The 26,097-nt window shown below is 53.2% G+C and carries 24 protein-coding genes; 2 read left to right on the plus strand and 22 right to left on the minus strand.

Translation table 11 applies throughout. The features are described from left to right. Positions 1 to 9: 9 nt before the first annotated feature. The 21 genes from asnB (FGZ14_RS11075) to asnB (FGZ14_RS11175) all read right to left on the minus strand — a co-directional run bounded on the left by asnB (FGZ14_RS11075) (position 10) and on the right by asnB (FGZ14_RS11175) (position 23,148). Positions 10 to 1,860, minus strand: a complete 1,851-nt coding sequence (gene asnB / locus FGZ14_RS11075) for an asparagine synthase (glutamine-hydrolyzing) (RefSeq protein WP_139924236.1) — start codon at positions 1,858 to 1,860, stop codon at positions 10 to 12. A 68-nt stretch (positions 1,861 to 1,928) separates the two neighbouring features. Beyond that, the gene (locus FGZ14_RS11080) at positions 1,929 to 2,816 is read right to left on the minus strand and encodes a glycosyltransferase (RefSeq protein WP_139924238.1); all 888 of its coding nucleotides are present in this window, start codon (positions 2,814 to 2,816) and stop codon (positions 1,929 to 1,931) included. Positions 2,817 to 2,851: 35 nt separating this feature from the next. Then, positions 2,852 to 3,778, minus strand: a complete 927-nt coding sequence (locus FGZ14_RS11085; RefSeq protein WP_139924240.1) for a glycosyltransferase family 8 protein — start codon at positions 3,776 to 3,778, stop codon at positions 2,852 to 2,854. Between the two features lie 28 nt (positions 3,779 to 3,806). Continuing rightward, the gene (locus tag FGZ14_RS11090; RefSeq protein WP_139924242.1) at positions 3,807 to 4,691 is read right to left on the minus strand and encodes a hypothetical protein; all 885 of its coding nucleotides are present in this window, start codon (positions 4,689 to 4,691) and stop codon (positions 3,807 to 3,809) included. Next, complete coding sequence (locus FGZ14_RS11095; RefSeq protein WP_139924245.1) at positions 4,688 to 5,683, minus strand: hypothetical protein; 996 nt, start codon at positions 5,681 to 5,683, stop codon at positions 4,688 to 4,690. Before FGZ14_RS11095 ends, FGZ14_RS11090 begins: the two co-directional genes overlap by 4 nt. 122 nt (positions 5,684 to 5,805) lie before the next feature. Continuing rightward, positions 5,806 to 6,951, minus strand: coding sequence for a glycosyltransferase family 4 protein (locus tag FGZ14_RS11100; RefSeq protein WP_139924247.1), 1,146 nt, complete (start codon positions 6,949 to 6,951; stop codon positions 5,806 to 5,808). 68 nt (positions 6,952 to 7,019) lie between these two features. Continuing rightward, complete coding sequence (locus FGZ14_RS11105) at positions 7,020 to 8,795, minus strand: ABC transporter ATP-binding protein (RefSeq protein WP_139924249.1); 1,776 nt, start codon at positions 8,793 to 8,795, stop codon at positions 7,020 to 7,022. 164 nt (positions 8,796 to 8,959) lie between these two features. Next, positions 8,960 to 9,904 carry a glycosyltransferase family 2 protein gene (locus tag FGZ14_RS11110; RefSeq protein WP_139924251.1) on the minus strand — a complete coding sequence of 315 codons (945 nt, stop codon included), beginning with the start codon at positions 9,902 to 9,904 and terminating at the stop codon, positions 8,960 to 8,962. Positions 9,905 to 10,005: 101 nt separating this feature from the next. Then, positions 10,006 to 10,926, minus strand: a complete 921-nt coding sequence (locus FGZ14_RS11115; protein WP_139924253.1) for a glycosyltransferase family 8 protein — start codon at positions 10,924 to 10,926, stop codon at positions 10,006 to 10,008. A 99-nt stretch (positions 10,927 to 11,025) separates the two neighbouring features. Beyond that, on the minus strand, positions 11,026 to 11,955 hold the full coding sequence (locus tag FGZ14_RS11120) for a glycosyltransferase (protein ID WP_180754330.1): 930 nt from the start codon (positions 11,953 to 11,955) through the stop codon (positions 11,026 to 11,028). A gap of 7 nt (positions 11,956 to 11,962) precedes the next feature. Beyond that, entirely contained in the window at positions 11,963 to 12,541 is a 579-nt protein-coding gene (locus FGZ14_RS11125) for a DapH/DapD/GlmU-related protein (protein WP_139924257.1), read from the minus strand. A 9-nt stretch (positions 12,542 to 12,550) separates the two neighbouring features. Next, positions 12,551 to 13,258, minus strand: a complete 708-nt coding sequence (locus FGZ14_RS11130) for a WbqC family protein (RefSeq protein WP_139924259.1) — start codon at positions 13,256 to 13,258, stop codon at positions 12,551 to 12,553. Beyond that, positions 13,255 to 14,328: a DegT/DnrJ/EryC1/StrS aminotransferase family protein gene (locus tag FGZ14_RS11135; RefSeq protein ID WP_139924261.1), complete on the minus strand. Its 1,074-nt coding sequence runs from the start codon at positions 14,326 to 14,328 to the stop codon at positions 13,255 to 13,257. Before FGZ14_RS11135 ends, FGZ14_RS11130 begins: the two co-directional genes overlap by 4 nt. A 56-nt stretch (positions 14,329 to 14,384) precedes the next feature. Next, the gene (locus tag FGZ14_RS11140; RefSeq protein ID WP_139924264.1) at positions 14,385 to 15,488 is read right to left on the minus strand and encodes a DegT/DnrJ/EryC1/StrS aminotransferase family protein; all 1,104 of its coding nucleotides are present in this window, start codon (positions 15,486 to 15,488) and stop codon (positions 14,385 to 14,387) included. Positions 15,489 to 15,563: 75 nt separating this feature from the next. Then, a complete protein-coding gene (locus FGZ14_RS11145) occupies positions 15,564 to 16,496 on the minus strand; it encodes a glycosyltransferase family 2 protein (protein WP_139924266.1) in 933 nt (310 codons plus the stop codon). Positions 16,497 to 16,528: 32 nt separating this feature from the next. Next, a complete protein-coding gene (locus tag FGZ14_RS11150; protein WP_139924268.1) occupies positions 16,529 to 17,461 on the minus strand; it encodes a hypothetical protein in 933 nt (310 codons plus the stop codon). Further along, positions 17,440 to 17,850: an FdtA/QdtA family cupin domain-containing protein gene (locus FGZ14_RS11155; protein WP_139924270.1), complete on the minus strand. Its 411-nt coding sequence runs from the start codon at positions 17,848 to 17,850 to the stop codon at positions 17,440 to 17,442. Before FGZ14_RS11155 ends, FGZ14_RS11150 begins: the two co-directional genes overlap by 22 nt. A gap of 100 nt (positions 17,851 to 17,950) precedes the next feature. Continuing rightward, positions 17,951 to 18,937 carry a UDP-glucuronic acid decarboxylase family protein gene (locus tag FGZ14_RS11160; protein WP_139924272.1) on the minus strand — a complete coding sequence of 329 codons (987 nt, stop codon included), beginning with the start codon at positions 18,935 to 18,937 and terminating at the stop codon, positions 17,951 to 17,953. A 90-nt stretch (positions 18,938 to 19,027) separates the two neighbouring features. Further along, the gene (locus FGZ14_RS11165; RefSeq protein WP_139924274.1) at positions 19,028 to 20,371 is read right to left on the minus strand and encodes a UDP-glucose/GDP-mannose dehydrogenase family protein; all 1,344 of its coding nucleotides are present in this window, start codon (positions 20,369 to 20,371) and stop codon (positions 19,028 to 19,030) included. A gap of 62 nt (positions 20,372 to 20,433) precedes the next feature. Next, positions 20,434 to 21,165 (minus strand): glycosyltransferase family 2 protein, encoded by a 732-nt coding sequence (locus FGZ14_RS11170; RefSeq protein WP_139926092.1) that lies wholly within the window; start codon positions 21,163 to 21,165, stop codon positions 20,434 to 20,436. Between the two features lie 75 nt (positions 21,166 to 21,240). Then, positions 21,241 to 23,148, minus strand: a complete 1,908-nt coding sequence (asnB, locus tag FGZ14_RS11175; RefSeq protein WP_139924276.1) for an asparagine synthase (glutamine-hydrolyzing) — start codon at positions 23,146 to 23,148, stop codon at positions 21,241 to 21,243. A 128-nt stretch (positions 23,149 to 23,276) separates the two neighbouring features. Between asnB (FGZ14_RS11175) and FGZ14_RS11180 the strand changes: the two genes are divergently transcribed. Next, positions 23,277 to 23,807, plus strand: coding sequence for an acyl-CoA-binding protein (locus tag FGZ14_RS11180; protein WP_139924278.1), 531 nt, complete (start codon positions 23,277 to 23,279; stop codon positions 23,805 to 23,807). 117 nt (positions 23,808 to 23,924) lie between these two features. On the opposite strand, the gene FGZ14_RS11185 is transcribed toward FGZ14_RS11180, so the two are convergent. Next, a complete protein-coding gene (locus FGZ14_RS11185; protein ID WP_139924280.1) occupies positions 23,925 to 25,334 on the minus strand; it encodes an FAD-binding oxidoreductase in 1,410 nt (469 codons plus the stop codon). Between the two features lie 192 nt (positions 25,335 to 25,526). Between FGZ14_RS11185 and FGZ14_RS11190 the strand changes: the two genes are divergently transcribed. Further along, the gene (locus FGZ14_RS11190) at positions 25,527 to 26,066 is read left to right on the plus strand and encodes a C40 family peptidase (RefSeq protein WP_257883211.1); all 540 of its coding nucleotides are present in this window, start codon (positions 25,527 to 25,529) and stop codon (positions 26,064 to 26,066) included. Positions 26,067 to 26,097: the final 31 nt, after the last annotated feature.

The raw sequence follows: 26,097 nt of genomic DNA on the forward strand, positions 1-26,097 counted from the left end.
TTCAGGCTATTATAGGTTATGCATAATTGCCCACTGGTGCAACACAATCAGCAGCCACACGCGGTTGTACAAATGGTCTTCGCCGGCTTCAAACCGCCGCACCAGCTCTTTCACTACCTCGGGGCGTACAAATCCAATCTGCTCCAGTACCTGGGGCTTTAAGTACTCGTCAATGAGGTAGTGCAGGTCCTTTTTCAGCCACGTACCCAGCGGAATGGAGAAGCCCCACTTGGGCCGGTCGAAGATGTGGGCCGGTACGTAGTCGTACAGCACCTGCTTAAGCAGGTATTTGCTCACGCCATCCTTCACCTTGAGGGCTGGGTCGAGATTAAGGGCAAACTCGGCAATGCGGTAATCCAGCAGCGGCCCGCGGGTTTCCAGGGAGTAGCGCATGGAAGCCCGGTCCACTTTTACCAGCAAGTCATCCTGCAGGTAATACTGCATATCGAAAATAGCCTGCTGCTCGGCTGGTGTCAGGGTACGAGGGGCAGGCCAATGCTCAGGCAGCGTAGGCAAGCTGCTGAGGCCGGGCTTAAGCAGCTTAGCAATTTCTCTCTCAGAAAACAGGTACTGCTCCTGGGAGAAGATGTGGCTGCGCAGCCGCTCTTGAGCCGGGTAGTTCAACAAGTCAGCTACGCGCTTATAGCGGTTGCTCATCTGCTGCATTACCAGCCGGGCCGGGTGGCGGAGCAGGTTCACGCTACTCTTGGCCAAGCGGTTGGCCCAGGTATACATGCCGTAGCCATGAAACAGCTCGTCGCCCCCATCCCCGGACAGGGCCATGGTCACGTGCTGCCGCGCCAAGCGCGACACCATTAGGGTAGGCACGGCCGAGGAATCAGCGTAGGGCTCGTCGTAGATAGTGGCCAGTTCGGCCATGCTTTCCCGGGCTTCCCGCTCCGTTACGGTGAAGCTGTGGTGGTCGGTGCCCAGGTGCTGGGCTACGGCCGCGGCGAAGCTCGACTCGTTGTGCTTGGCCGAGTCAAAGCCGATGGAGAACGTCTTGACCGGCGTGGTCGAAACGCTCTGGGCCATGGCCGTTACCAGGCTGGAATCGATGCCGCCGCTGAGGAACGTGCCGAACGGCACGTCCGAAATCATGCGGTACTGCACCGAGGTGCGCACCAAATCATGGAGCTGCCGCTTGGCTTCAGTTTCGTCGCTGAGCACCTGAGGAGCTATTTTCTCCTCTAGCTTCCAGTAGCGTGATTCCGTGAACTCCGTCGCCGTAACGCGGATGTGCGCCCCAGAGTCCATCTTTTTAATTTCGTTGTAGATGGAGCGCGGCCGCGGGATGTAGCCCAGGTACAAGAACTGATTGACAGCTTCTTTGTCCACCGTCAGGCGCCGGCGGATGGGCGCCAGGTTCACCACCGACTTCAGCTCCGAGGCAAACGCAAAGGTAGCCCCGTCGAGGTAGTAGTAAATTGGCTTCTTGCCCAGCCGGTCGCGGAACACGTCTAGCTGGCCGGTTTGCTTATCGTAAATAGCAATGGCGTACATGCCGTTAAGCAGCTGCACGAAATTGGGGCCCAACTGCACGAAGGCTTCCAGGATAACTTCGGTATCGGAGGTAGTGCGCGTGCGCAGGCCCAGCTGGTCGCGGATTTCCTGGAAGTTGTACACTTCCCCGTTGAAAATCGTCACGTACCGCTCGTTGTGCGAAAACATCGGCTGGTTAGCGGCCGAAGACAAATCGAGGATGCTCAGGCGGCGGTGACCCAGCCCTATTTGTCCGTCGAAGTAAAAACCATCGGCGTCCGGGCCGCGGTGGGCCAAACACGTGGTCATATTGCGCAGCATCTCTTCGGTGAGAGGAGATGCCGCCGTACGATTCAGAAAACCAGCAATACCGCACATGGGCAATTAAACAGTTATGGCCCGGAAAGAATAGCCACGTCGCTACCTCCGCTCGGGCATCAAATGAATTAGGCTGCCGAATCAGACCGCCGCAACCGCCGCCACAGCGGACGAACGTCGGTGGAAACGGACTTGGCCAGAAAGCGCAGAAACCGCGCATTGTCGTGCATGTCGCCGCGGTAGCAGGCGGCCAGAATCAGGTACAGATTCGCCAGACACTGCCGGTAATACGCTTCCGATGGAAAGTAGGTACCTTCCTGATGTAGCTTAGTAAAAGCGTAAAGCATATCCCGCTCCATGAGTGGAATATTGTTGTGCATCTGCTGGCCATGGATGCGGTAGCGCACCAGCGTCTCGGGCAGGTAGCCGAACTCGGTGCACCGGGCTAGGCGCACCCACATTTCCCAGTCGGCCGAGGTTGAAAGCTTGGTATCAAAGTGCCCGGCTTCGTCCAGCACGCTCCGGCGCACTACCACGCTGGACGGGCTGTGAACAACCGTGGTACTCATTTCCAGCAGCAGGGGCAGTACCCGCCCGCCTTTGCCTTGAATAATTTCTACCGTCTGGTTGGTTTCTGACTGAAACCGTTCCTCCGCCGAGTGCACCAGCCCAATGGCTGGGTGTTGCTCCAAATATACCACTTTCCGAGCCAGGTTTTCCGGCTCAAACAGGTCATCGGCATCCAGGAAGGCAATGTATTCCCCCTGGGCCAAATTAATTCCTACATTACGCGAATCGGCCACACCTGAGTTAGGCTTGGAATGCAAACGCACTCGGGACTCGGCGCGGGCAATGTCGGCCACAATCTTGGCCGAGGCGTCTTTCGAGCCGTCGTCCACTACCAGCACTTCCACGGCCGGGTGAGTTTGTTGCAGCACCGATTGCAGGGTAGCAGCAATGTACTTCTCCGCATTATAGCACGGAATTACAACGGATACCAACGAAGCTACGGCCATTCTCAGAACTTTATTTTGGGCAGGGGCATCCCCATTTAGCGTAATTTTGCTTTAAGCTGCCGCCACTGCCGGCCCAGCGCTGGGTTGTCTAGGTACAGTTCCCGCAAACGCAGGCGCACTAGGCGAGGCACTTTCCCAAGGGCAAAATCAGTATAGGGGCTTTTTTTGGTGCTAGGCGATTGTTGCAGATACTGACTGTACAGGTAGCGGAACCGGTTCTGGCACAACATAGTCCAGGGTCTTTCCATGGTAAAGTGCAGGATGATCTTATCCGCCAGAAAGGAGTCAAACTCTTGGCGCGGTAGTGTTTCCGGAATGTAGGAGTACAGGGTATTAAACCGGCTCTCCACTTTTTTCCAATTGTTGCGCAGCACCGCGTTCAGAGCGCACTGATCTACGTATTGAATTCGCTCCGAATACTGCAGCAGATAGTCGAAGGCCTGCTCGGAAATACGCTGGCGCTTCCACTCGGCTACGTCCATGTACAGCACCCCGGAGTTGAAGTATTCCCCCTCTTCCGTAATACCGAGGAGCGGCTGCGTTTTCACCCAATTGTCGTAGACCGCAGCCACCGGGTGCGGCCCCAGCTCAATTTGCTCGAACTCACGCAGCTTGCCTACTACCAATGTATCGGTGTCGATGTAGAGCAGCCGCTGCACGGTTTCAGGTACCAGAAAGGGGAAAAACAAGCGGTAGTACACCGCAGCCGTCCATTTGCTGCCCAATACAAACCGGCTGACCAACTCCTGATCAATCTGGTAAAAGCTGATGGTAGATTGGTGAGCCTGCACGTATGCTTCTACCCGGGCCTTGTCTGCCGGCGGGATGCCTGTAGCAATGGCATGCACTGCAATAGGCACCCCCGGATTACTCTTGAATACAGACGTAATCAAGGCGTAAAACTGATCCAGATAGTTCTGGTCAAAGGCAATACCCAGATGAAATTCGCGGGGGGCGGACATACGGAGAAGTAGCTAAATTACGAGGACCCTAAGCTAGGCGAAGTACCCGCCGCAGCCGCGAGGCCCACAGAGAGTTCTCCCACAGCAGCCGTAGCTTGCCCGGGGTTTGCGGTGGATTTGCCGTGTAGAACGGCACCAGATCAGCAATGCGCTGCCCGGGCACAAACTGCAGCAAGGGCCATGCCTCTTTATCGAGAGGGTGGACGTTTTTCGCCTCCTTGTAGTTTTTCGGGCTAAGCTTCAGCCAGAAATCCAGGTACGCCTGTGTGTCAAAATCATGAGCGTGGCCCCAGTTACTAATCTTCTCCCGAATTTCCTGCTCATCGCGCGCCCATGACTGGTGCAGAATAAAGTAAGGCGCGTAGATGTTAAACCAATGGCTGACCCGCCCGTGATAATAGGCTGGGTCGTTGGTAGCCACCGGGTTAGACACGTCGGCCCAGAGCTGCTGCTGTCGGTCCACGGCCAGAAAGCCGCTGTCCAGCTGCTTGAAAAGAGTGATGTAAGGGCAGCGGATATTGACGGGGCGTGAGGGATTAAATCTGCGTAGCCATTTGGCAAAACCGGCGAAGTTGAGGAAGTACTCGTCGGCGTCAAGTTGCACGTGCCAACCGCCCTTGCCCAATCGCTCAGCTATCAGGTGACGCTGCCGCACCTCATTGTCCATGGGTGCGAGTTCCGGCCGGTGAAAGTCGTCCTGGTAGATGTCAATCTTGTTCTGGGTATCTAGCCGCTTGACCAAGGCGAAGAAGGCCTCGTCGTCGAAGGAAAACGGCTTACCGGCCCAACTGATGCGGTCTTGGTCCAGCGACAGGCAGATGTGGTCGGCCTGCTCGTACACCAGTGGCAGCGAGTGTTCCAGAAAATACCAGTCGTAGGCTACGCAGAACCCAATTTTTATGGCTTGGCTCATGCTTGGGTAATATGGCGCTTGGCGTGGTAGAGCACGTCTTTCAAAAATGAGGGCGTGAATGGCGATTTACGCAACGCTACCCAGGCGTGCTGGTACCCTTCCCGGAAACGGTTTTCGTTGAAGGCCTGCACTGCATTATCCTGGAGCATTAAGGGATGCTCCTCGTAAGTAGTAGGTAGCTGCTGCGTCAGGCGCCGCACGGCTGTCAGCTTATCAGCCCAGGTTTTACGCTGGAACTCGGGCGTAATAGCGTCGGCCAGCACCAAATCCGTGATTTGCTTCTTCACACGATACCAGTAATGGTATACGTACTGGTCGCAGGGGTGCAGCTCCGTGCGGGTCTGTAGCACCAGGGAAAAAGCATACTGCTCGCTAGCATGGTTCTGCGTAGGAGGGTAGAACTGGTCGGTGAGCTGATACACGTCCGGAATCATAGCTAGGATTTCGGATGGAAGGCCCATCACACCAGCATTCCACGATTCCTGCGTAGCCGTATAGTGCTCCGTTCCCCGCGAGGTCTGGAAATTCTGCCGCTCAATCAGGTTCAGAAACGCGTGAAACGTTACGCCCATGGGTAGGGGTAGCTTGCGGCATTCCTCGTAGGGATATTCCAGCAGGTGCATGAAGCTGCGTCCCGGCCGGAAGTCCTGCATCCAGGGTAGTGCATCAGCCGTGAAGAAGGTATCGGAATCAACGTAGAGCATATCCGCCCCCGGATGACGCTGAAACGCCTCCTCAATCAGCGCAATTTTCATGCGGTGCAGAAAATCAATCTGCCCCCGCATTACCTTAATCTTCTCGGGAGTCAGCAGCACATAGTCCACCTCAATGTCCGTCAGATACGGCCGGAAGAACTCAGGAGCATCCGTGAACAGCACGGTTTTCACCTGATCGGTCGGACCGCTATACCACGCCCAAAAGCTCATAATGGTGAGCAAAGCCCGGCGGTACTCATTTTCCCGGCCGAACGATTGGGTTACGAGCAAATGCATGGAGACAAAACGCTTAAAGGACGAAACTAGCGAGCAGACTGCCTGGGGGCAGTACTACCCTTCAGTTTAGCAATGAAAATCAGAGGGCACGAAAACAGGGCTGAAAGACGAAGCAGGTACAATTACTGCCCGCAGTACAGATCTTCCAAGGCACAAAGATACGTGTCTAACCCGAATCGTTGAGTTGCAACGGCCTGCCCTGCCGTCCGTACGTGCGCGCGCAAAGCGGTGTCAGTCAGGTAGCGTTGCACGGCAGCAGCAATGGCGGCGCTGTCGGCGAAAGGAACCACCAGCGCGTTTTCCTCGTGGCGAATGAACTCAGGCGCCACGCCAGAAAGAGTAAACACAGCCGGAATGCCAGCTGCTAGCGCTTCTACGTACGTCTGACCAAATGCTTCACTGTGGTCGTCGATGGGCGTGTGCACATACACGTCAAACAGCTGGTACAAAGAGCCCAGATCGTTTTCAAACCGAATTTGCTCGTACGACTCAGCCGGCAGGTACCGGTGCAGCAAGGCCTGGATTTCCTTTTGATAGTCGCCGTGGGCGTTGGCCAGTAGCAGCTTGGCGGTGGGGTACTGCGCAAGCAGCGTGGCGAAGGCCGGGATGATGTATTGTATCCCCTTCCACTCGGTCTGCCGGGCAATAACCCCGATAATCGGGTACCGGCCTGTCGTCTGATACTTCTGCTGCAGAGCGACTACTCGCTCGGGCTGGGGCTGCATAAAAGTTCCTAGGTCGAAGCCATGATGAATTAGGCGGATCTTTTCCGGCTTCACTCCCTCCTTTTCCACCAATATGCGCTTCACCATTTCCGTAATGGCAACAATGTGGGTGGTCAGGGCATTAGTAAACCGGTCGTAGTAAACAGCCCGGGGGAAATACTGGTGGTGCAGGGTGGAGTGGTGCCGCGTCAGGATGCGCCGCGGCACGCCCACCGACCACGCGGCCAGCAGCCCTACCACATTGGCATCAAATAGATGCGTGTGCACTACCTGGCTTTTCCAGACTTTGAGTTGGCTCCGCACTTCGCGTATTGCCCGTAGCAGATCCGGCTTGCCCCGATACACAACTCGCACCACGGGGAGTCCTAGCTCCCGGATATACTGTTCTAGCTCACTGTCAGCCGGGTTCAGCAGAATAAAGGACAAGGCTACCTTACGAGGGTTCAGGTGCTTGGCAATCCACTCGAAGGACAGCGCCTTATTAACGGCCGAAATGATGTAGGTGACGCGAACAGGAGAGCCGGGTACTGGGGAAGCAGACATAAACAAGTACTAAAATCTGGAGGTGCTGGCACAAATAGCCGCCAGGGTTACTATTCATTTCTTCCCTCCTAGTTACTGGGCGTCAGTGTGCGGCTTACCAGTTCTTGGTAGGTTCGCTCGGCTATCAGCTCCCCATCCTTCAACTCATAAATACGAGTGCAGTCCCGCAGGGTAGTAATGCGGTGGGCAATAATGAAAATAGTAATGTCAGTGGTAGCCAAGCGGCTGATGGCCTCGTTTACTTCCCGCTCAGTTTCGTTATCCAGCGCGCTGGTAGCCTCGTCCATCAGCAACACTTCCGTACGCTTGTACAGCGCCCGGGCAATGCCTATGCGCTGGCGCTGCCCCCCGGACAAACGTGAGCCCCGCTCACCCACGAACGTGTTAATTCCTTCCGGCAACGATTGGATAAAGTCAGCCAGCGAAGCTTGCTCAATAGCGTATTGCAGCCGCTGCTCATCCACCTGCTGATCGGCCAGCGTGATGTTATCCCGAATAGAGGATTCCATCAGGAAGGTATCCTGCTTCACGTAGCCTACCAGCTTGTACCACGCCTCCAAGTTATTTTCTGTCAAGGGCTGACCATCAATAAGCAGTTGCCCCTGTTGTTCCTCGTAAAAACGAAGAAGCAAATTCATCAAAGTTGTTTTGCCGGAACCAGAAGAACCAACAAGACCTATTCGTTCCCCCTTATTAACTTTAAAGGATATATTATTTAAAACAGGTTTGCTCGTTTCAGGGAATGTGAAAGACACATTGCGTAATTCAATGGAATGGTTAAACGGCAAAGGCTGCTGAGGTGGCAGTACACGGTGCACTAAATCACGATGGCTGCTCAAATTATCAAACGTAAATCGGTGCTGCTTCAAAGAAACCATAGCAATGATCAGACGATTGACCGATGGCATTAGACGATAAGCCGCGGCTGCAAACAAACCAATTATTGTTACCAGGTTCTCAGGGTCATGCGACAGAAGCAATGAGTATAGAAAGATAGTAGCAACTGCAATAATGGCTACCATCTCAATCATTTTGAGAGGTAGCTGCCCGTAGAGATAGGAAATAGCTTCCAGATCCTGCAGCTCATTCTGATTGCTAATTACCTTGTCCTTAACCTGAAACTGCTTACCCGCGAGTTTAAGCTCTATATATCCAGCAAACGCCTCGGATAATAGCAAATACGTTACTGGCCGTAGTGCATCAACCCGGACGCCAATGCGCATGGAGCGGTTGCGCAATAACCGATATGTAAAAAAGGTAGAGGGAGCCAATACTACGGCTAGCACCATAAACAAAATCGGCTGGTACACCAAAATGGACACTACAATTACAAGAATAACAACAACCTCTGATAGAAATACAAATAACTGTCGAATAATGCCATTCACAAATGCTTGCGGTACACCAACTGTGTAGTGGATTAGGTTGGATGAGCCAAGACGGCTAAAGTCCCAGAAGGAAAGATTATTATATTTATCTATCTGCGTGCCTACTACCTTCAAAGCTATATGAGCCGTGAACTTAACTTGTTGATAATTTACTAGCGCTGTAAATAAATTTTTAACTAAAAAAAAAATTACTAGAGCAACAATTATAAAGATTAGGAACGATGTCTCTGATTGAAAGTTTAGCGCGTGATATAACCAGTTTGAATAGGAATTACGAAAAATAGACCCGGGCTGAGAAGCCGCCATAATTACCGGCACCAGTGAAGCTAGCCCAAATACATCCAGTACAGAGGAGAAGATCAGTAGCAGGAACATCCAAACTGCTTTCCGCCGATCTGCATCGGATAGATAAAACAGAACGTTGTGTATTGTTTCGCTGATAATACCTTGGTTCATGGCTTCTTAGTAAGGGAAACGCATCAACAACTTGTCTTGAATGCGTGACTACAGCAATAGCCATAAGCTATTACCAGAAAACGTATAGTGCCTGTAGTACAGGCACAGTGGTGCAAAGATAGGCAAACCTATCGGCTAGGGCTTATCTTCTTAGAGGTACCCTCCTACTTGCGTCGCGGCAGGGTTTGATAGCCAGTATACAAAGCCGTCCCTAGCAGCAAGTTCATAATGCCGAAATACAGCTTGTCTAAAGATTTTGTATTAGGGATAATTGAGAGTACCCCAAGTACTAGTGGCTGCACAGTGGCTACTAGCTGGTAGATTCCGCCTTTTAAAGCTCCGTAGTTGTATACCAACTCCTGATGCCCTAGCTCGACTGCGACGCGTCGGGTTTCTCCTCCACGCCGTTTGCGAGCCAACCAAGCATGTAAGTTCATGCGGTCAGCCTCATTGTGATACATCACACTGGTGGGAAGAATGTAGGGCTGGATATGCTGAGTTGCTAAACGCTGGCTGAACTCGTGGTCTTCAAATCCTGCGTGAGGAAATTTCTCGTTATAGCCCCCTGAGCGCTCAAAGTCTACTTTTCGGATCGCCAGGTATTGACTGGTAATACCAGGGGTAGCAAACAGTTTATGATTATCCCAGGGTAGACCTCTGCACCAACCTTCAAGAGAGTCGAAGCCATAATGATGCAGATAGCGACCAAACTGGGTGCTTTGTACATATGCCTGCAAATCTGGCGGATAAACCCAATTGAGATTAAAGCACCGGGCTTCATCTCTGTACTGTCGATGCAAGGCAAGCGTCGCTTCAATGTTTTCGGCACTCACCCACATATCATCGTCCATGAATACCAGCAATGGTGCAGCAGCATGTCTGGCACCCAGGTTGCGAGCAGATGCTACCCCACTGGATGGATTATTGATGGCCCTTACTTTGTCTTGATATTCAATAGGAATTATAACCTCTTCCGTTTTAGAGTCGTTGATGATCAACACTTCTGCGTTGATATTTTGTATGGCTTGGTACACCTTCGCTAGCGTAACTGCTAAAATGGATGCACGGTCCTTTGAAGGTATGATGATGCTTAACTGGGGGGTAGACATGTAAGCTTGCAAACATTTTTGAATTGACTAGATAAAAAACACCTATTCATATATACTACACAGAATATAAACATAATAAGACAACAAATATCAATACTCTATTACAATGATTTTATCTTTCGCCATAATACACCTAATAGAGGATAATCAAAATACATTTCACGCATTCTAATATACGCCAACTTCTTAAGGATAGGAAGTTTAAAATCTTTATTATATTTATTTTTCGATGACTCCAAAATACCTGGAGTTTTTCTCAAGTACTCATGATACAAGTATCTAAATCGATTTTCACACAACAAATTCCATGGACGGTGCTGGGTAAAATGAATTATTATTTTATCTTCCAGAAATTGCTTAAACTCACTTTTAGGCAAATTTTCAGGAATATCAGCGTACATCAAGTTAAATTTAATATCCAATCTTATCCAATTGCCCTTCAATATATAATTAAGAGCATCCTGATCTGCATAAAGAACCTTTTCAGGCGAACTAACAAGAAAGTCAATAGCCCTAGATGTTATTTTGTATTCTTCCCAGAGGACTCGGTTTATATACAGTACACCAGCGTTGAAATAGGAATAAGGGTCGTAAATTTCCAGATCAGCCCTTACAGGAATCAACCTATCACGAACTGCCGCCAACACATGACCAGAAACATCAACTAATGCTAGTTTAGAAAGATCTCCAACAACTATGGTATCACTATCTATATAAATATATCGCTCAATTTCTTTAGGAAGCAAAGAAGGAAATAGCAATCGATAATAAGTTGCTGCAGTCCAATTACCATCTAACCTGAAATTCTGACCAAAATTGCGTGGAACACTATAAAAACAGATAGAGCTATTATTTTGCTCGACATAATTCTGAATATTGCTTTTACAAACAGAGTCTAGGCCAGACACGATAGCATGAAATTCAATGCGGTTATTTGCATTATTGGAAAATACAGAAGCAGCTACAGCATAGAATTGAGATATATAATTTTCATCGAATGCCAATGCTATATGAATTTTCATTTCAAAAAAGTGTTTTAAGTATTGAAAAAAGCGTAAATAAATTATTAAACAACTATATAATAAAACCTTTTAAATAAACTAAATTAAAAATTTACCAAGCTAACGTCTTAGCAACTTTCTTACTGGTGCCATAACTTTCGACCCTATTCTAAATTCCATAGACATTGCTTTGATATGATCTATTTCATATTCAACATTAGTTACTTTAATAGCATCTGTAATAGCAATTAAATTAGCAGCTATGAATAATTGCTTTTGTTCTATATCCATATCTTTCGCCTGAAGCACATCATTTAGTGCCTTGAATTGAGCAATGCGCAATTTAGACAAAATACTTCCTTCAAACTCTTGAGACAACAGCTGTAGCGTTTCAAACCATTTTGACATTTTATAACCAGTAGGCTTAGTCTGCCACATGCCACCTGAATGCACTCTATATACTCCCATTATATCAGAAAAATATTTAATCTTACCTTCTCTTGCATTAAGCATATGCAAGCAATAGTCGCCTGCTATTGCTTTATAAAACCACTTCGGAAAAGTAGTGACTATTTTATTTCTAAATACACAAGATGCTGTTGTAATATAATTGCGTTCAGCCAAATCATTTATATCTAGATCTGTCTTTTGATTTACCGGATTAGAAGTTATTGTTCTATTATCTTCTTCATGAACAACATTCATATTATGAAAACAAATAGAATAATCACGGTTATTATTTAAAAAAGCAACCTGTTTTTGTAATTTCAATTCATCTATCCAATAATCATCACCCTCTAACATAGCAACATACTCACCTTCGCAGGCATTGTATGCTCTAACAAAATTCATTTGAGCTCCTACATTATGCGAGGATGTTATGACACGTACTACATTTGGAAAGCGTCTTTGATACTCATTTATAATTGAGAGTGTACCATCAGTCGAACAGTCCTCTCCAATTACTAACTCCAAATCAAAATCACCTTTCTGCATCAACACACTTTCAATAGCTTCAGCAATGAAAGGTTCGTGATTATAGGTGATCATACATACACTAACCTTTAGATTTTTCATCTAAAAACTTTTCTTCAAGTCCAAGTAGATCACGACGGCGTTCTTTGATTTTACGGGCTGGGACACCTGCAACTATTACAAATGATGGCACATCTGAATTAACAAAAGAATAAGCTCCTATTGCAGCACCTTTACCAACATGAATGCCAGGCATAATTGTACTGCCGTTGCCAATAATTACATGACTCTCTACGTATACAGGAGCAGATTTCGTTCCAAGGTATTGGGAATCTAATGTCGCACCTGTCATAGTACGGCCACTATAGTCATCAGTAGAAGAAAAAATACGTACGTATGGAGCTAACGTCACAAAATTTTGAAGAGAGACATTACCCATTCCATTGATGAATGAGTAGGCTGATATTTGCACATTATCACCTATACTGAAAATAGCAGATGATGAAGGAGCTAATACACAGAAATTATCTATCCTAACATTATCACCTAAATGAATATTACCTCTATTATAAAGAGTGGATGTTTTGGATATGCGTACATTTTTGCCTAGGCTAGCAAAGCCGAGAGAGAGAAGTTCATCCTCAGAAAAATATCCTATCATATCGCAGGTTTATATTAGAGTGTACTCTTTTAGAAGTTGCTGCGCTTCCTCTACGGAATTGAACATCAACACATCAAGTATAGACAGCCAAGGCACAAACTCATTTTTGAACTGCCGGTACGGAACCTTGCGAGCCTGAATAAAGGACAGTTCCAGACCCTGCACCCGGAATACCTCTTTATTGTACAGCTGCTGTCCTCCAATGGGGTTGATGTAGGCCGTGGCTCCCTCCTGCCGGCAGATGTCCAGTACGCGCTGCTGGCCGGATAGCTCGGTATTGCCGTAGTGACTGGAAGTGGGCACTACCTCAGTTGTCAGACCCAGGTACTGCTGCACCACCACCAAGCTATCCAGAGCAACTGCACTAATACTGTGCCCGGCCGCTTTCTCCAGTACCTGCTCCGCCATGCCTACTACCTTCCCAACATGGGGCGCTTTACTATAGCTCTGGGCAAGGGTACGCAGAAACTTACCCTTCCAGGGTTCAAACAGCCGGTCATGGACTTGGATGTCGCGGATAAGCCGGTTGGAGCTGGCATCTACCAGCGGCAAGGTAAACAGCAGCGCTTGGCCGTTTGAGAGGGTATTGTTTCGGTTGATCCAGCCCTGCTTGATGTAGGTAACGTCGTCGTAAATCACAAACCGGTCTACCGCGCCCAGTAACTGGTAGTACCCGATGTACGGGAACAGGTAGGGCTGCATAATGGCAAGGGTCATACGCAGCTGGCTCGAATGATGTGGCAGATGCGTTGTACCTGTTCCGGCTCCAGTTCTTGGTAGAAGGGCAGGCTCAGCACGCGCAGGGCGATATCTTCGGAAACCGGGCACGCAGCTCCCGTGTGGTAAGGCAGCAGGTTCAGCGAGGGGTAGAAATAGCGCCGCGTGTTAATCTGCTCGGCAGCCAGCGCATCCTTTACTTTAAACATCTGCGCTTCGCTTTCCAGGATGATGGGAAAGTAGGCATAGTTGTACTCCAGCTCATCGGGCATCACTGGGAAGCGCAGGGGTAGGCCGGCCAACTCCTGCTGGTACAGCTCAGCTAGTTCACGGCGGGCCTCAATAAATTCGGGCACTCGGGGCAGGTTACACAGACCCATGGCGGCGTGAAACTCCGAGTTTTTACCATTTACTCCCAGCGAAAAGTAGTCGTCGCCGCGGTGCCCGAATGACTTGTATAGCCATATCTTCTCCGATAAGGCCGCGTCCTGCACCACAATGGCGCCCCCCTCGGTGGTATGGAATAGTTTGGTGGCGTGAAAGCTGCACGTAGAGATGTCCCCGTAGGTGAGCAGGGGCTTGCCGTGGTAGTTCACGCCGAATGCGTGGGCCCCGTCATAAATCACCTTCAGATTATGGCGCTGCGCAATCTGCTCGATTTTATGCACGTCGCAGGGAAAGCCGTATACATGGGTTGCCAAAATAGCTGAGGTCTGCGGCGTAATAGCAGCTTCAATCTTATCGGCATCAATGCAGAAGGTACGGTCTTCGATATCGACGAAAACCGGCTCGCAGTTTTCCCACAAAATAGCCGTGGTAGTAGCTACGTAGGAAAAAGGGGTTGTGATAATTTCACCCGTCAGCCCGAGTGCCTTGATAGCAATCTGCAGGGCAATGGTGCCATTAGAAGTAAACTGAACTTGCGCCCCACCCAGTTGCTCACTTAGGCTGCTTTCCAACTGCTGCACCAAAGGTCCATTGTTGGTTAACCATGACCGCTCCCAAATACCTTCCAAATGACGAACATACTCGCTTAGGGGTGGCAGGTAACTTTTCGTTACGTTGATCATGTTGGCGAAACAATAGTTATTGAGCCCGCAAAGGTAGGAGTAATAAATGGAAGCATTCAGGTGAAGAACTTTGCTATGGCCGCAGCAACCACGCCTACGTGCTCCTCAGTCATGCCAGGCCAGAGCGGCAGGCTTAGGCAGGTAGCGGCCAGTTCTTCAGCAATAGGTAGCGCCCCCGCCTGGTAGCCCAAACTCCGGTAAGCAAGTTGTAAGTGTGGCGGAATCGGGTAATGAATCAGGGTAGCAATGCCCGCCGCAGCCAGGTACTGCTGCAGGGCATCGCGCTGCGCCGTGCGAATGACGTAGAGGTGATACACATGAGTGCTGCCCACAGCGGTTTGCGGCAACTGCAGGCCACTGATGCCAGCTAATTGTTGCTGGTACCATGCTGCAATTTGCTGGCGCTGCTGGGTCCATTGCTGCAGGTAGCGCAACTTCACTAGTAAAACAGCGGCCTGCAGCTCATCGAGGCGAGAATTATAGCCAATGATTTCATTGTAGTACTTCTGCATGGAGCCATAATTCCGAAGTCGTTGCAATTTATGAGCCAGCGCCTCGTCGTTGGTGGTTACTGCGCCCGCGTCACCCAGCGCCCCCAGGTTTTTACCCGGGTAAAAGCTGGTAGCGTTAGCTTGGCCGAAGCTGCCCGCTAGGCGCCCGTGAGCCGTGGCTCCCTGTGCTTGGGCGTTGTCTTCTATCACAAACAGTCCGTGACGTTGCGCAACGGCCATAATTGCCGGCATTTCGCACGCCTGCCCGTACAAGTGAACTGGTATAATGGCGCGGGTGCGAGGAGTAATGGCTTCCTCGATGCGGGTAGAATCTATGTTGTAAGTGAATGGATCGGGTTCTACCGGGACGCATGTAGCACCCACATGCGATACGGCCAGCCATGTGGCGATATAGGTATTGGATGGAACCAATACCTCATCTCCTGGGCCAATTCCTAGAGCGCGAAGCGAAAGCACCAGCGCATCCAACCCATTGGCTACCCCTACGCAGTGGGCTGTGCCAGAAAAAGAGCTATATGCTGCTTCAAACGCCTCTACCTGTTGCCCTAGCACATACCATTTTGAGTCATACACCCGGGTTATGACAGATAGTATCTCTTCGCGCAGAGGGTTATGCTGCTCATCAAAAGATAGAAACGGAATATTCATAAAGTGGAAATGACAGTTCTACGTAAAGCCAAGGGTCCCATGTAAGTCCTTGGAACAGGGAAAACACTCGTCAGTCTACAGCTCACGCACGGCTTTTACCACATATAAGGGACGGTTGCGGGCGGCGTCGAGGCCACGCCAGACGTACTCGCCAATAATGCCGAGGGCCATCATCTGGAAAGCCGAAACAAAGAGGAGCACTACCATAAGCATGGTCCAGCCGGCAGGCTGGGCCGTACCGCTCAGCCGCAATGCCACCAGATACAGCCCGTAGAGCAACGCCACCGCGCCCAGGCAGATGCCGGTGACTGAAATAGCACGTATGGGAAAGAAGGAAAAAGACAGAAAAGAGTCCAGAAACAGCTTCACCTTCTTCGACAACGTCCAGCGGGAAGTGCCGATTTCGCGGCGGCGGCGGGAGTATGGGATGTTTACGTAGGGGTAGCCCAGCCACGTCATTAGGTAAAACACGTTGCTGTTGCGCTCCTGCAGGCGCACTACCTGCTCCCGCACCTGCTGATCGAACAGGACGTAATCAAAGCCCCCCGGCGGGATATTGCGGAGGGCAAAGCGCCGCATCAGGCTATGAAACAGTTTGGCTAAAAGGGTACTTATGGCACCTTCCTGCCGGTCCTGGCGGTTACCGATAACCAGCGGGAAACCCTGCTGCCAGTAAGCGTACATGGCGGCCATCAGCTCGGGCGGGTCCTGTAGGTCGGCGGTGATGATAACGTTACAGTCGCCGGTGGCATGGGCCATGCCCGCTACAATGGCATTGTAGGAGCCTACATTGGCGACCAGCTCCACTACCCTCACCCGCTCGGGGTACTGCTGCTGGAAGGTGTGGAGGGCAGCTAGTGTTCCATCACCGGAGGCGTCATCTACCAGCACGTACTCAAAGGTGACCCCAGCCGGGAAACGGGCCTCGTTGGCAATCAACGCCTGCATGGTAACGGGGATATTGGCCTCGTTGAAATAGCAGGGAATGATGATGGACAGTTTTGGCATAGGGAGAAATTGAATAGTTCGGGTGGAGCCTGCTACCGGGCCTGCCAGCTGACGATGTGCGTGAGGCCACCCAGCCGGAAGCCCAATACCTCGCAGTTATGGATTACGGCCCGGTTAGCTGCCTGGGTGGTCAGTAGAGCGTAGCGGCCGCCTGTCTGCTGCAAGTGCCACAGCGTTTCAGCAAGCAAGGGGCGGTGCCAACCCTGGTTTTGGGCGCCCACGGCCGTCAGCACTACGCGCCCCAGTGGGCAACCCAACAACCGGGCATCCGCTGCCAGATACCCAATAGCCAGAAAACTATCGAGCGGCCCGTGCTGCGGCACCAGAACTACGTCGGCGTAGCCGCGCACGGTAGCTGCCGCGTACTCGCCCAGGAAAGCGTCGCCCTGCTCGGGGCTGAAAAACGGATCAGCGTGGAAACGGTCGGCGGGGTTGCGGTTGGTGGCAGCAACGCGGCGTACAGCTTCGGCATCTTTTGCCGTGGCCCGGCGCACGGGGTAGCGGGTGGCTGGGAGCGGCTGTAGGGTGTGGTAGTAGTGCAACCGCGTTTCTACGGTGGCCCAGCCGGCGCGGCCCAAAGCAGTCAGCAGCAGGGCGTCGGGGGCGGCAACCTCACAGTAGCAGTGCTGCTGCCCGGTAGCAGCCAGGTGTCGGCTAAACTGATGAATGGCCGCCGTCAGTTCGGGCAGCCGCACTGCCGGACCGAATACCACGGCCTGCAACCGTGCCATGGCCTGGCCGAAAAAGGTCGTATCCCAGGGCAGATGCCGGTACAGAAATACCACCTGCTGCTCCCCTACCCCTTCTACCCAATGGAAGTGCCCGGCCTGCCGGGTAAACTCCTGTAGCCTGGGCCACACCAGCTGCTCAAATACGGCTTCAGGTGCAATACCGGGCAGGGCCGCGTAGGGCACGGCTGCCAACAAGGCCGGCCGGCGCGCAGCTAACTGCTCTGCGAACTGCATACCCGACGAAACTCGGCGTAGGTGCGGATATAATCGGCCTCGGTATAGGGCGTGGAGGCCAACGTGAGCTGCACAGCCCCGGCTGAGTACTGCATGGTATGCCAGCAGCAGGGCGGAATGTACACCCCCACGTCCGGCCGGTCGAGCACAAAGGTTTGCAGCTCCTGGTTGGGCATTTCCGTCAGGACCACAATGCGACCAGTAACGGCCAGCAGGATATGCTCCGTGCGATGGTGCGCGTGCCGGCCGCGCACAATGGTTTCCGGGGTATTATAGGTCCAGAACACCCGTTTCACCTCGAAAGGTGCGCCCCGTTGATCAACGACTGACAGGTAGCCCATATCGTCGGCGCCGATACCGGGAAAAGAAAGTAGATACGGGAGTTTCATAAGGTAGTGGGGCGGCGCAACGGCACTAGGCCCCGTAAAATAAGAAAAGCCGGTTGCTTTCGTCAACCGGCTTTTCGCTGCAATATAGCCGTGCTTAGGCTTAGAAGGTACGTGGGGTATTATCTACCTGGCCCGTCACTACGCCGGGCACGTGCGCCCGGAAGTACTCCAGGGTGCGGCGCAGGCCTTCGGCGCGGTCCACCTTCGGCTCCCAGCCCAGCACTTCCTTGGCCTTGGTAATATCGGGGCGGCGCTTCATGGGGTCGTTTTCGGGCAGGGGGCGGTAGTCGGGCTTGAACTCCACGCCGGTGAGGCGGGCAATTTCTTCGCCGAACTCCTTGATGGTGATTTCCGACGGATTGCCGATGTTCACGGGCATGTGGTAGTCGCTCAGCAGCAGACGGTAGATGCCTTCAATCAGGTCATCGACGTAGCAGAAGGAGCGGGTTTGTGAACCGTCGCCAAACACCGTCAGGTTTTCGCCACGCAGCGCCTGCGAGAGAAAAGCTGGCAGCACGCGGCCGTCGTTGAGGCGCATGCGCGGACCATAGGTATTGAAAATGCGCACGATGCGGGTTTCCAGGCCGTGATGGTTGTGGTAGGCCATGGTGATGGCCTCCTGGAAACGCTTGGCCTCGTCGTAGCAGCCGCGGGGGCCCACGGGGTTCACGTTGCCAAAGTACTCCTCTACCTGCGGGTGAATTTCCGGGTCGCCGTACACCTCCGAAGTGCTGGCAATCAGCATGCGGGCACCCTTCACGCGGGCCAAGCCCAGCAGGTTATGGGTACCCAGCGAGCCAACCTTCAAGGTCTGAATCGGGATTTTGAGGTAGTCGATGGGCGAAGCCGGCGAGGCAAAGTGCAGGATGTAGTCCAGCTTGCCCGGCACGAAGACAAACTTGGAAACATCATGGTGATGAAACTCAAAGTTTTCTTTACCAAACAGGTGCTGGATGTTTTCCAGGTCACCGGTTACCAGGTTATCCATGGCAATGACGTGGTAGCCTTCGGCCAGGAACCGGTCGCAGAGGTGGGAGCCCAGGAAGCCCGCTCCGCCGGTAATAAGTACGCGTTTTTTATCTGACATATACGTGTCGATTAGTCGTTGCTGAGAAGCAGGCAGGTAGCCAGAGTCGTGCTTACACTATCCGTAAGCCATACTCAAGCCATGCCTAAGCTAGGCTTGAGCCGGCTCGTGGTGGGCCGTTTTGATGCCAATGCAGTGGTAGGCGTAGCCAGCCTGCTGCAGTTCGGCGGCATCATAGATGTTGCGGCCGTCGAAGATAACCTTCTGCTTGAGCAGGCGGCTCATTACCTCGAAGTTTGGCACCCGGAACTCAGGCCACTCCGTTACCACCAGCAGAGCGTCGGCGTCAATGAGGGCCTCCATCTGGTCTTTGGCGTAGGTAATCCGGTCGCCGAGGCTGTGCTTGGCCTCTTCCATTGCCACGGGGTCATAGGCAGTTACGGTGCAACCTTCAGCCAGCAGTTTCTCAATAATAACCAGCGAGGGTGCCTCACGCATGTCGTCGGTTTTGGGCTTGAACGAGAGGCCCCATACGGCCATTTTCTTGCCCTTCAGGTCGCCGCCAAAGTGCTTCTGTACCTTGTTGAACAGCACCTCCTTCTGGCCTTCGTTTACGCTTTCCACGGCTTGCAGCACCTGCATCTGGTAGCCGTTTTCAGCGGCCGTTTTGATGAGGGCTTTCACGTCTTTGGGGAAGCAGGAACCGCCGTAGCCAATGCCGGGGTAGATGAACTTAGTACCGATGCGAGCGTCGGAGCCAATGCCTTTGCGCACCATGTTTACATCGGCGCCCATGATTTCGCAGAGATTGGCGATGTCGTTCATAAACGAAATCTTGGTGGCCAGCATGGAGTTGGCCGCGTATTTCGTCATTTCCGCCGACGGAATATCCATGAAGATGATGGGGTGGCCGTTGAGCAGGAAAGGCTTGTACAGGCGGCTCATCACCTCCTCGGCGCGCTCCGACGATACACCCACCACAATGCGGTCGGGCTTGAGGAAGTCGTCGATGGCGGCACCTTCCTTGAGGAACTCGGGGTTGGAAGCTACGTCAAATTCGATGGTTTCGCCGCGACGGGCCAGCGCGTCCTCGATTTCCTTGCGCACTTTGGCGGCCGTACCAACCGGTACCGTGCTCTTGGTTACGATGACGCCATAGCTGGTCATGTTCTCGCCGATGGCGCGGGCCACGGCCAGCACGTATTTCAGGTCTGCCGAGCCATCTTCGCCGGGAGGAGTGCCTACGGCAATGAAGGCCACGTCGCAGCCTTTGATAGCCTCGCTCAGGTTAGTGGAGAAGTGCAAACGGCCGGCCGCAACGTTGCGCGACACCATTTCCTCCAGACCCGGCTCGTAAATTGGCAGGATGCCTTTGTGCAGGTTGTCGATTTTGCGCTGGTCGATATCGATGCAGGTTACATCAATGCCGACTTCCGCAAAACAAGTTCCTGTGACAAGGCCTACATAGCCTGTGCCTACTACTGCAATTTTCATGTAAGTGGGAAAATAAGGGAAAAAAAGAGCCAGAGGCTCACCATGAAAGCTAGAGAGAAGGCCTACTTGAAAAGACCATATCTGATAATGCAATAAATAGCCCGGAACCCGTCGCGCCAGCCGATCTTCTTACCCTCGGCGTAAGTGCGCCCGTAGTAGCTGATGCCCACCTCGTAGATGCGCACATTCGGCACGCGGGCCATTTTGATGGTGACTTCCGGCTCGAACCCGAAGCGTTTCTCCTCCAGCTGCAGGCCCTGCACAATATCCCGCCGGAACAGCTTGTAACAGGTTTCCATATCGGTCAGGTTCAGGTTGGAGAAGGCATTGCACAGCATGGTCAGCCATTTGTTGCCGATGCTGTGCCAGAAAAACAGGATGCGGTGCGGGTTGCCGCCCATAAACCGAGAGCCGTACACTACGTCGGCTACGCCGCGCAGCACGGGCCGCAGCAAAATGTTGTATTCCTCCGGATCATACTCTAAGTCAGCGTCCTGAATGATAACATAGTCGCCGGTAGCTTTCCGGATACCCGTATGCAGGGCCGCACCTTTCCCCTGATTGACTTCGTGCCGGTAGTACTGAATAGGCAACTCCGGATTAGCAGCCATGTAGCGCTGCACAGCTTCCTCGGTGTTGTCGCGGGAGCAGTCGTTGATAATCAGTACTTCCTTGGTAAAGCCCCCCAGCAGCTGCACTGCCTTTACCTGATCGAGAATCAGGTGAATAGTAGCTCCCTCATTATAAGCCGGAATTACGATGGAGAGCTTACGGGAGGGCGCGGCCGGAATCATAGAGCTGTACGAGAAACGAGAAATATCTGGGGGGGTAGGGTCTGGAATAAGCAAAGGGTTAGCGTAGCCTGAGGGCTAGGCCATCATGTGCTTTTTCCACCACCACTGAAATACAATAAGTGCCCAGATGCGGGCATGCACGTCGCCGGGGCTGGAAGAGAACAGCTGGCGCTTGAGGGCGCGGGTAGCTTCCACATCGAATACGCCCTGAGCCTCAATGAACGCATCCGAGAGCAGGTCGTCCTCAATCAGGGGGCGCAGCTCTCCGCGGAACCACTTGAGCAGGGGTACCTCAAAGCCGTGCTTGGGGCGCTTGTACAGCTCCTCTGGCAGCATAGGCCGGAAAGCATCCTGCACGATTTTCTTTTTCATCTTGCCGTCAATCTTGCTCGAAACGGGCAGGGAGAAGGCGAAACGCACGACGTTGGGGTCCAGGAAGGGCGGGCGCACTTCCAGGGAGTTGGCCATGCTCATCAGGTCCACTTTGGCCAACATGTCGTAGGGGAGCACCATTTTGGTGTCGGTGAGCAGCACCTCATTCAGGTCGCCGTCGGCGTGCAGGTCGGCGAGCAGATCTTTGCGGCGCTTTTCAGCCAGCTTCTTGCCTACCTTACGGCGGGCGGCCGGGCTGAGCAGGGTGCGGGCGTCTTTCTCGGAGGCAAAGGAGGCCCAGTCCCAGTACCGGTCTTTGGGCCCGGAGAGCATGCCCCGCGAGAAGCGCTGAAACTGCCGCACTTTGTTGCCAAAGAACGAGTTGCGCGATTTGGGCAGCACGTCCCACAGCAGGTTCAGGCCCGTGACAGCCTCGGCCTTAAAGCCTCCCTGCCGCACCTGGAACTCGCCCATGTGCTTGTTATAGCCTGCAAATAGCTCGTCGGCCCCGTCGCCTGAGAGGGCTACGGTTACCTTTTCGCGGGTGCGCTTGCTGAGAATATACACCGCCAGGGCCGAGGAATCGGCGAAGGGCTCATCGATGTAATTCAGGACGTCGAAGATATGGTCGTAGAGGTCCTGGTTGGTCAGGGAGAAAACCGTGTGGTTGGTTTTGTACTTGTCGGCCACCAGCTTGGCGTACTTCGTCTCATCGAAGAACGGCTCGTCGCGGTAGCCGATGCTGAAGGTGTTCAGGTGCTGGGTGTGGCGCGAGGCCAGGGCCACAATCACCGAAGAATCGATACCACCGCTTAGGAAGGCACCCAGGGGCACGTCGGCCACGAGGCGGCGCGCGGTAGCGTCATCCAGCAGATCAACCAGTTTAGCCTGCTGCTGCTCGTAGGAAAGTTTGATTTTATCGGTCTTCTTGGGGTCGTACGGAATCTTGTACCACCGCTTCTTCACGACCTTCTTGCCTTTCACGTAGAGGTAGTGACCGGGCAGCAGCTTTTTTACTCCCTTGAAAATAGTAGCCGGACCCGGTATATAGTTCAGCTGCAGGTAGTGGCTCAGGGATACGTAGTCGAGCTTGCGGGGCACGCCCAGGGCCAGCAACGACTTCATCTCCGAAGCGAACAGCAGCTTATCCTCGTCGCGATAAACCAGCAGGGGCTTCTCCCCCATCCGGTCGCGGGCCAGGAATACGGAGTCTTCTTCCTTGTCGAAAATAGCGAAGTCAAAAAATCCGTTGAGCTTCTTCAGAAAGTTGCGCCCCTCCGATATATAAAGGTGTAGTACCACCTCCGTATCGGTCTGGGAGTGGAAGCGGTGTCCCTTGTTAACGAGTTTCTGACGCAGCTCCTTGAAGTTGAAGATTTCGCCATTGAAAACGATGGTGTACCGGCCCGACTCGTCGGTCATGGGCTGGTTACCATCGGCAGTCAAGTCAAGGATGGCCAGCCGCCGAAAGCCCAGGCCACACCGCTCGTAGGCGAAATGCCCCTGCGAATCGGGGCCACGGCTAACAATGGCGTCGGTTGAGGCACGCAGGGAGGCCAGCGAACCGCGGCCTGCATCAGTAAAAGCGAATACTCCGGAGATTCCACACATAAGGCGGGCAAAAGTACGAACTATCAGGACTTGAGTTTCTAAAAACTACAAGGCAGCGCCCGCAACCAAAGCCATGCCACGTTAGTACACACCTTAGGAATCGTTGTTTTTCCCAACCCTACCCCACCATGAATCTACAAGATCAACTAAGCCTGCAGCAGGAATTCGAGGCCGCCGTATCCCGGGTTGACAACCTGCCCGGCGACGCGGCCGCCGCCCAGATGACCGAGCTGTATGGCCTTTACAAGCAGGCAACCCAAGGCGACCATGACACGGAGAAAGACGTGGTCGGCGACGACTCACCTTCCAATCCCAGCGGCTACGCGGGCATGTCGCAGGCCCAATGGGACTCCTGGAGCAAGTTCAAAGGCCTGAGCGAAGACGACGCCAAGCGCCAGTACATCCAGAAGGTTGCGGAAATAGCCGGACCGGTAGGTGAAAAAACTACTGTTATTACCGGCAATGGCCAACCCGCTACCGGCTCGCAGGTAGGAGGCGCTGATGCTGCTTCGGGCCCCGAGGTGCAGCCCGACGACAACACGACCTTAGCCCAGCAGCCCAGCACCCAGCCCGGCGTTTCGCAGGGTGGCCTGCGCGGCGACATCACGGCCGGGGCTCCGTACGGCGGCGAAGACAAGCTAAAGGGCGACCAAAGCTAAATCACGGATTTCACGGACTCCCGTGGTCTTCTACTTACAGCATACACAAAAAGAGGCCGCCTGATCAGGCGGCCTCTTTTTGCGTCATGGTTGATCGTGTCAGAACCCAATCTGTGATTAGAAAATTTTGCCGGGGTTCATAATGCCGTGCGGGTCGAATACCTGCTTGATACCGCGCATCAGGTTCAGGTTAGCTTCCTTGAGCGCAATACCGATGTAGCCCTTCTGAACCAGCCCGATGCCATGTTCGCCGCTGATGGTGCCGCCCAGCTTCACGCACAACTCAAATATTTCGCTGATGGGCTGGCGCAGCCCCACGTTCCACTGTTCGTCCGTTAGCTCGCCCCGGATGATGTTTACATGCAGGTTTCCGTCGCCGGCGTGCCCGTAGCACACGCTCTTAAAGCCGTAGCGTGCCCCAATTTCCTTTACTCCTTTCAGTAGGGTAGGCAGTTCGGCCCGGGGCACTACCGTGTCTTCCTCCTTATATACAGAATTGTAGCGCACCGAATTGCCAATGTTGCGCCGGATCTTCCAGAGTTCGTCTTTCTGGGTGGCATTATCAGCCAGCAGAATTTCGCCCACATCGTAGCGTTCCAGAACGGCGTACACCTGTTCGGCTTCCTTATAAAGCTGCTCCAGATCCTGCCCGTCCAACTCAATCAGTAAGTGGGCCAGAATGTCCTCGGGCAGGGTAAGCGGGATTTTCAGGTAGTCGGAGGACCAGGCTATGGCCTCGCGCTCCATAAACTCCATGCCCGAGGGAATAATGCCGGCCCGAAACACAGCGGAAACCGCCTCGGCGGCCTGCTCCTCCCGGCGAAAGGGCACCAGCATTAGGATGGTATGCTGGGGGTAGGGCAACAGCCGGAATACTACCTTTGTAATTATGCCCAGGGTACCCTCCGAGCCAATCATGAGTTGGGTGAGGTTGTAGCCGGTGGAGTTTTTCAGGGTGTTGGCCGCCGTCCAGATGATGTCGCCGGTGGGCAGCACTACCTGCAGGTTGAGCACGTAGTCGCGGGTAGTGCCATACTTCACGGCTTTGGGGCCGCCGCTGCTGTGGGCCAGGTTGCCACCCAAAAAGCAGCTGCCCTTGCTGGCCGGATCGGGGGGGTAGAACAGTCCTACCTCCTTTACCGCGTTCTGAAACACCTCGTTCACTACCCCCGGCTCCACGGTAGCCTGCAGGTTGCGCTCATCTATTTCCAGGATGCGGTTTAGCCGCTCGGTGCTCAGCAGCACGCCCTGATGAATGGGTAGGGCCCCGCCACTCAGGCCGGTACCGGCGCCGCGGGGCGTTATCGGAATGTGGTGCTGGTGGCACAGGCGCACAATGGCACTTACCTCCTCCGCGTTAGCGGGGCGCACCACCACATCGGGGGCAAAGTGGAAATCCTCCGTGTGGTCGCGCCCATAATCGGCGTACACGTCTGCCTCCACCCGCTGGGCAGTCAGCACGTGCTGCGGCCCGACTATCGTTTCCAGTTCGGCTACCAGAGCAGGAGTCAAAACCTGATATTCCATATATAGATGAGTGAAATGGCCACTTCGCGTATCTTTGTTCCGATGCGGGAACACGTTACGAAGGTACGGTATTCAACGCAGTGGCAACGGCCACTTGTTACCGTCTTATTACTGATATTAAGCAGCTGGCTGGCCGCGTGTAGCACCAGCAAAGTAAACTACCGGAACGGCCGATATTACTCGGCCCGTGACATGGCGCGCATGAAGGCCGCCGACCGGCGCCGGGGCTCCGCGCCCGCCATGGTCAAATCGAAGGTAAAAACGGCCACGCCGGCTGGCAAAACCAAAACCGTAGCCCGCCGCCCGGCCACCTCACCCGCCCGGCCCCTGCCGGCCAATGTGCCCCGTCAGATGGCCGTGGTGATTGAAACCGCCCGCTCTTTCCAGGGTACCCCCTACAAGTTTGGCGGCACCACCCGCCTGGGTATGGACTGCTCCGGCCTGCTGCTTGAATCGTTTGCCGCTATTAACGTAGCCATTCCGCGCTCCAGCAACGAGCAGGCGCTGTGGGGTGAGCAGGTACGCCCTCAGGAGTTGCGGCCCGGCGATTTGGTATTTTTTGGAGCCTCGCCCGGGAGTAGCACTATTACCCACGTGGGTCTGATCACAGAAGCCTCGGCCGAAAGCGTTCAGTTCATCCACTCTTCCAGTTCGTTAGGAGTAGTAGAAAATGCTCTGGAAACCGATTACTACCTGAGCAGATTCATTAAGGCGGTACGACCAAGATTGTGAATTTCCCCCTTACCTTTGCGGCGAAATCGGC

The sequence above is a fragment of the Hymenobacter sp. DG01 genome (genome assembly GCF_006352025.1).
In the GTDB taxonomy this organism is placed as follows: domain Bacteria; phylum Bacteroidota; class Bacteroidia; order Cytophagales; family Hymenobacteraceae; genus Hymenobacter.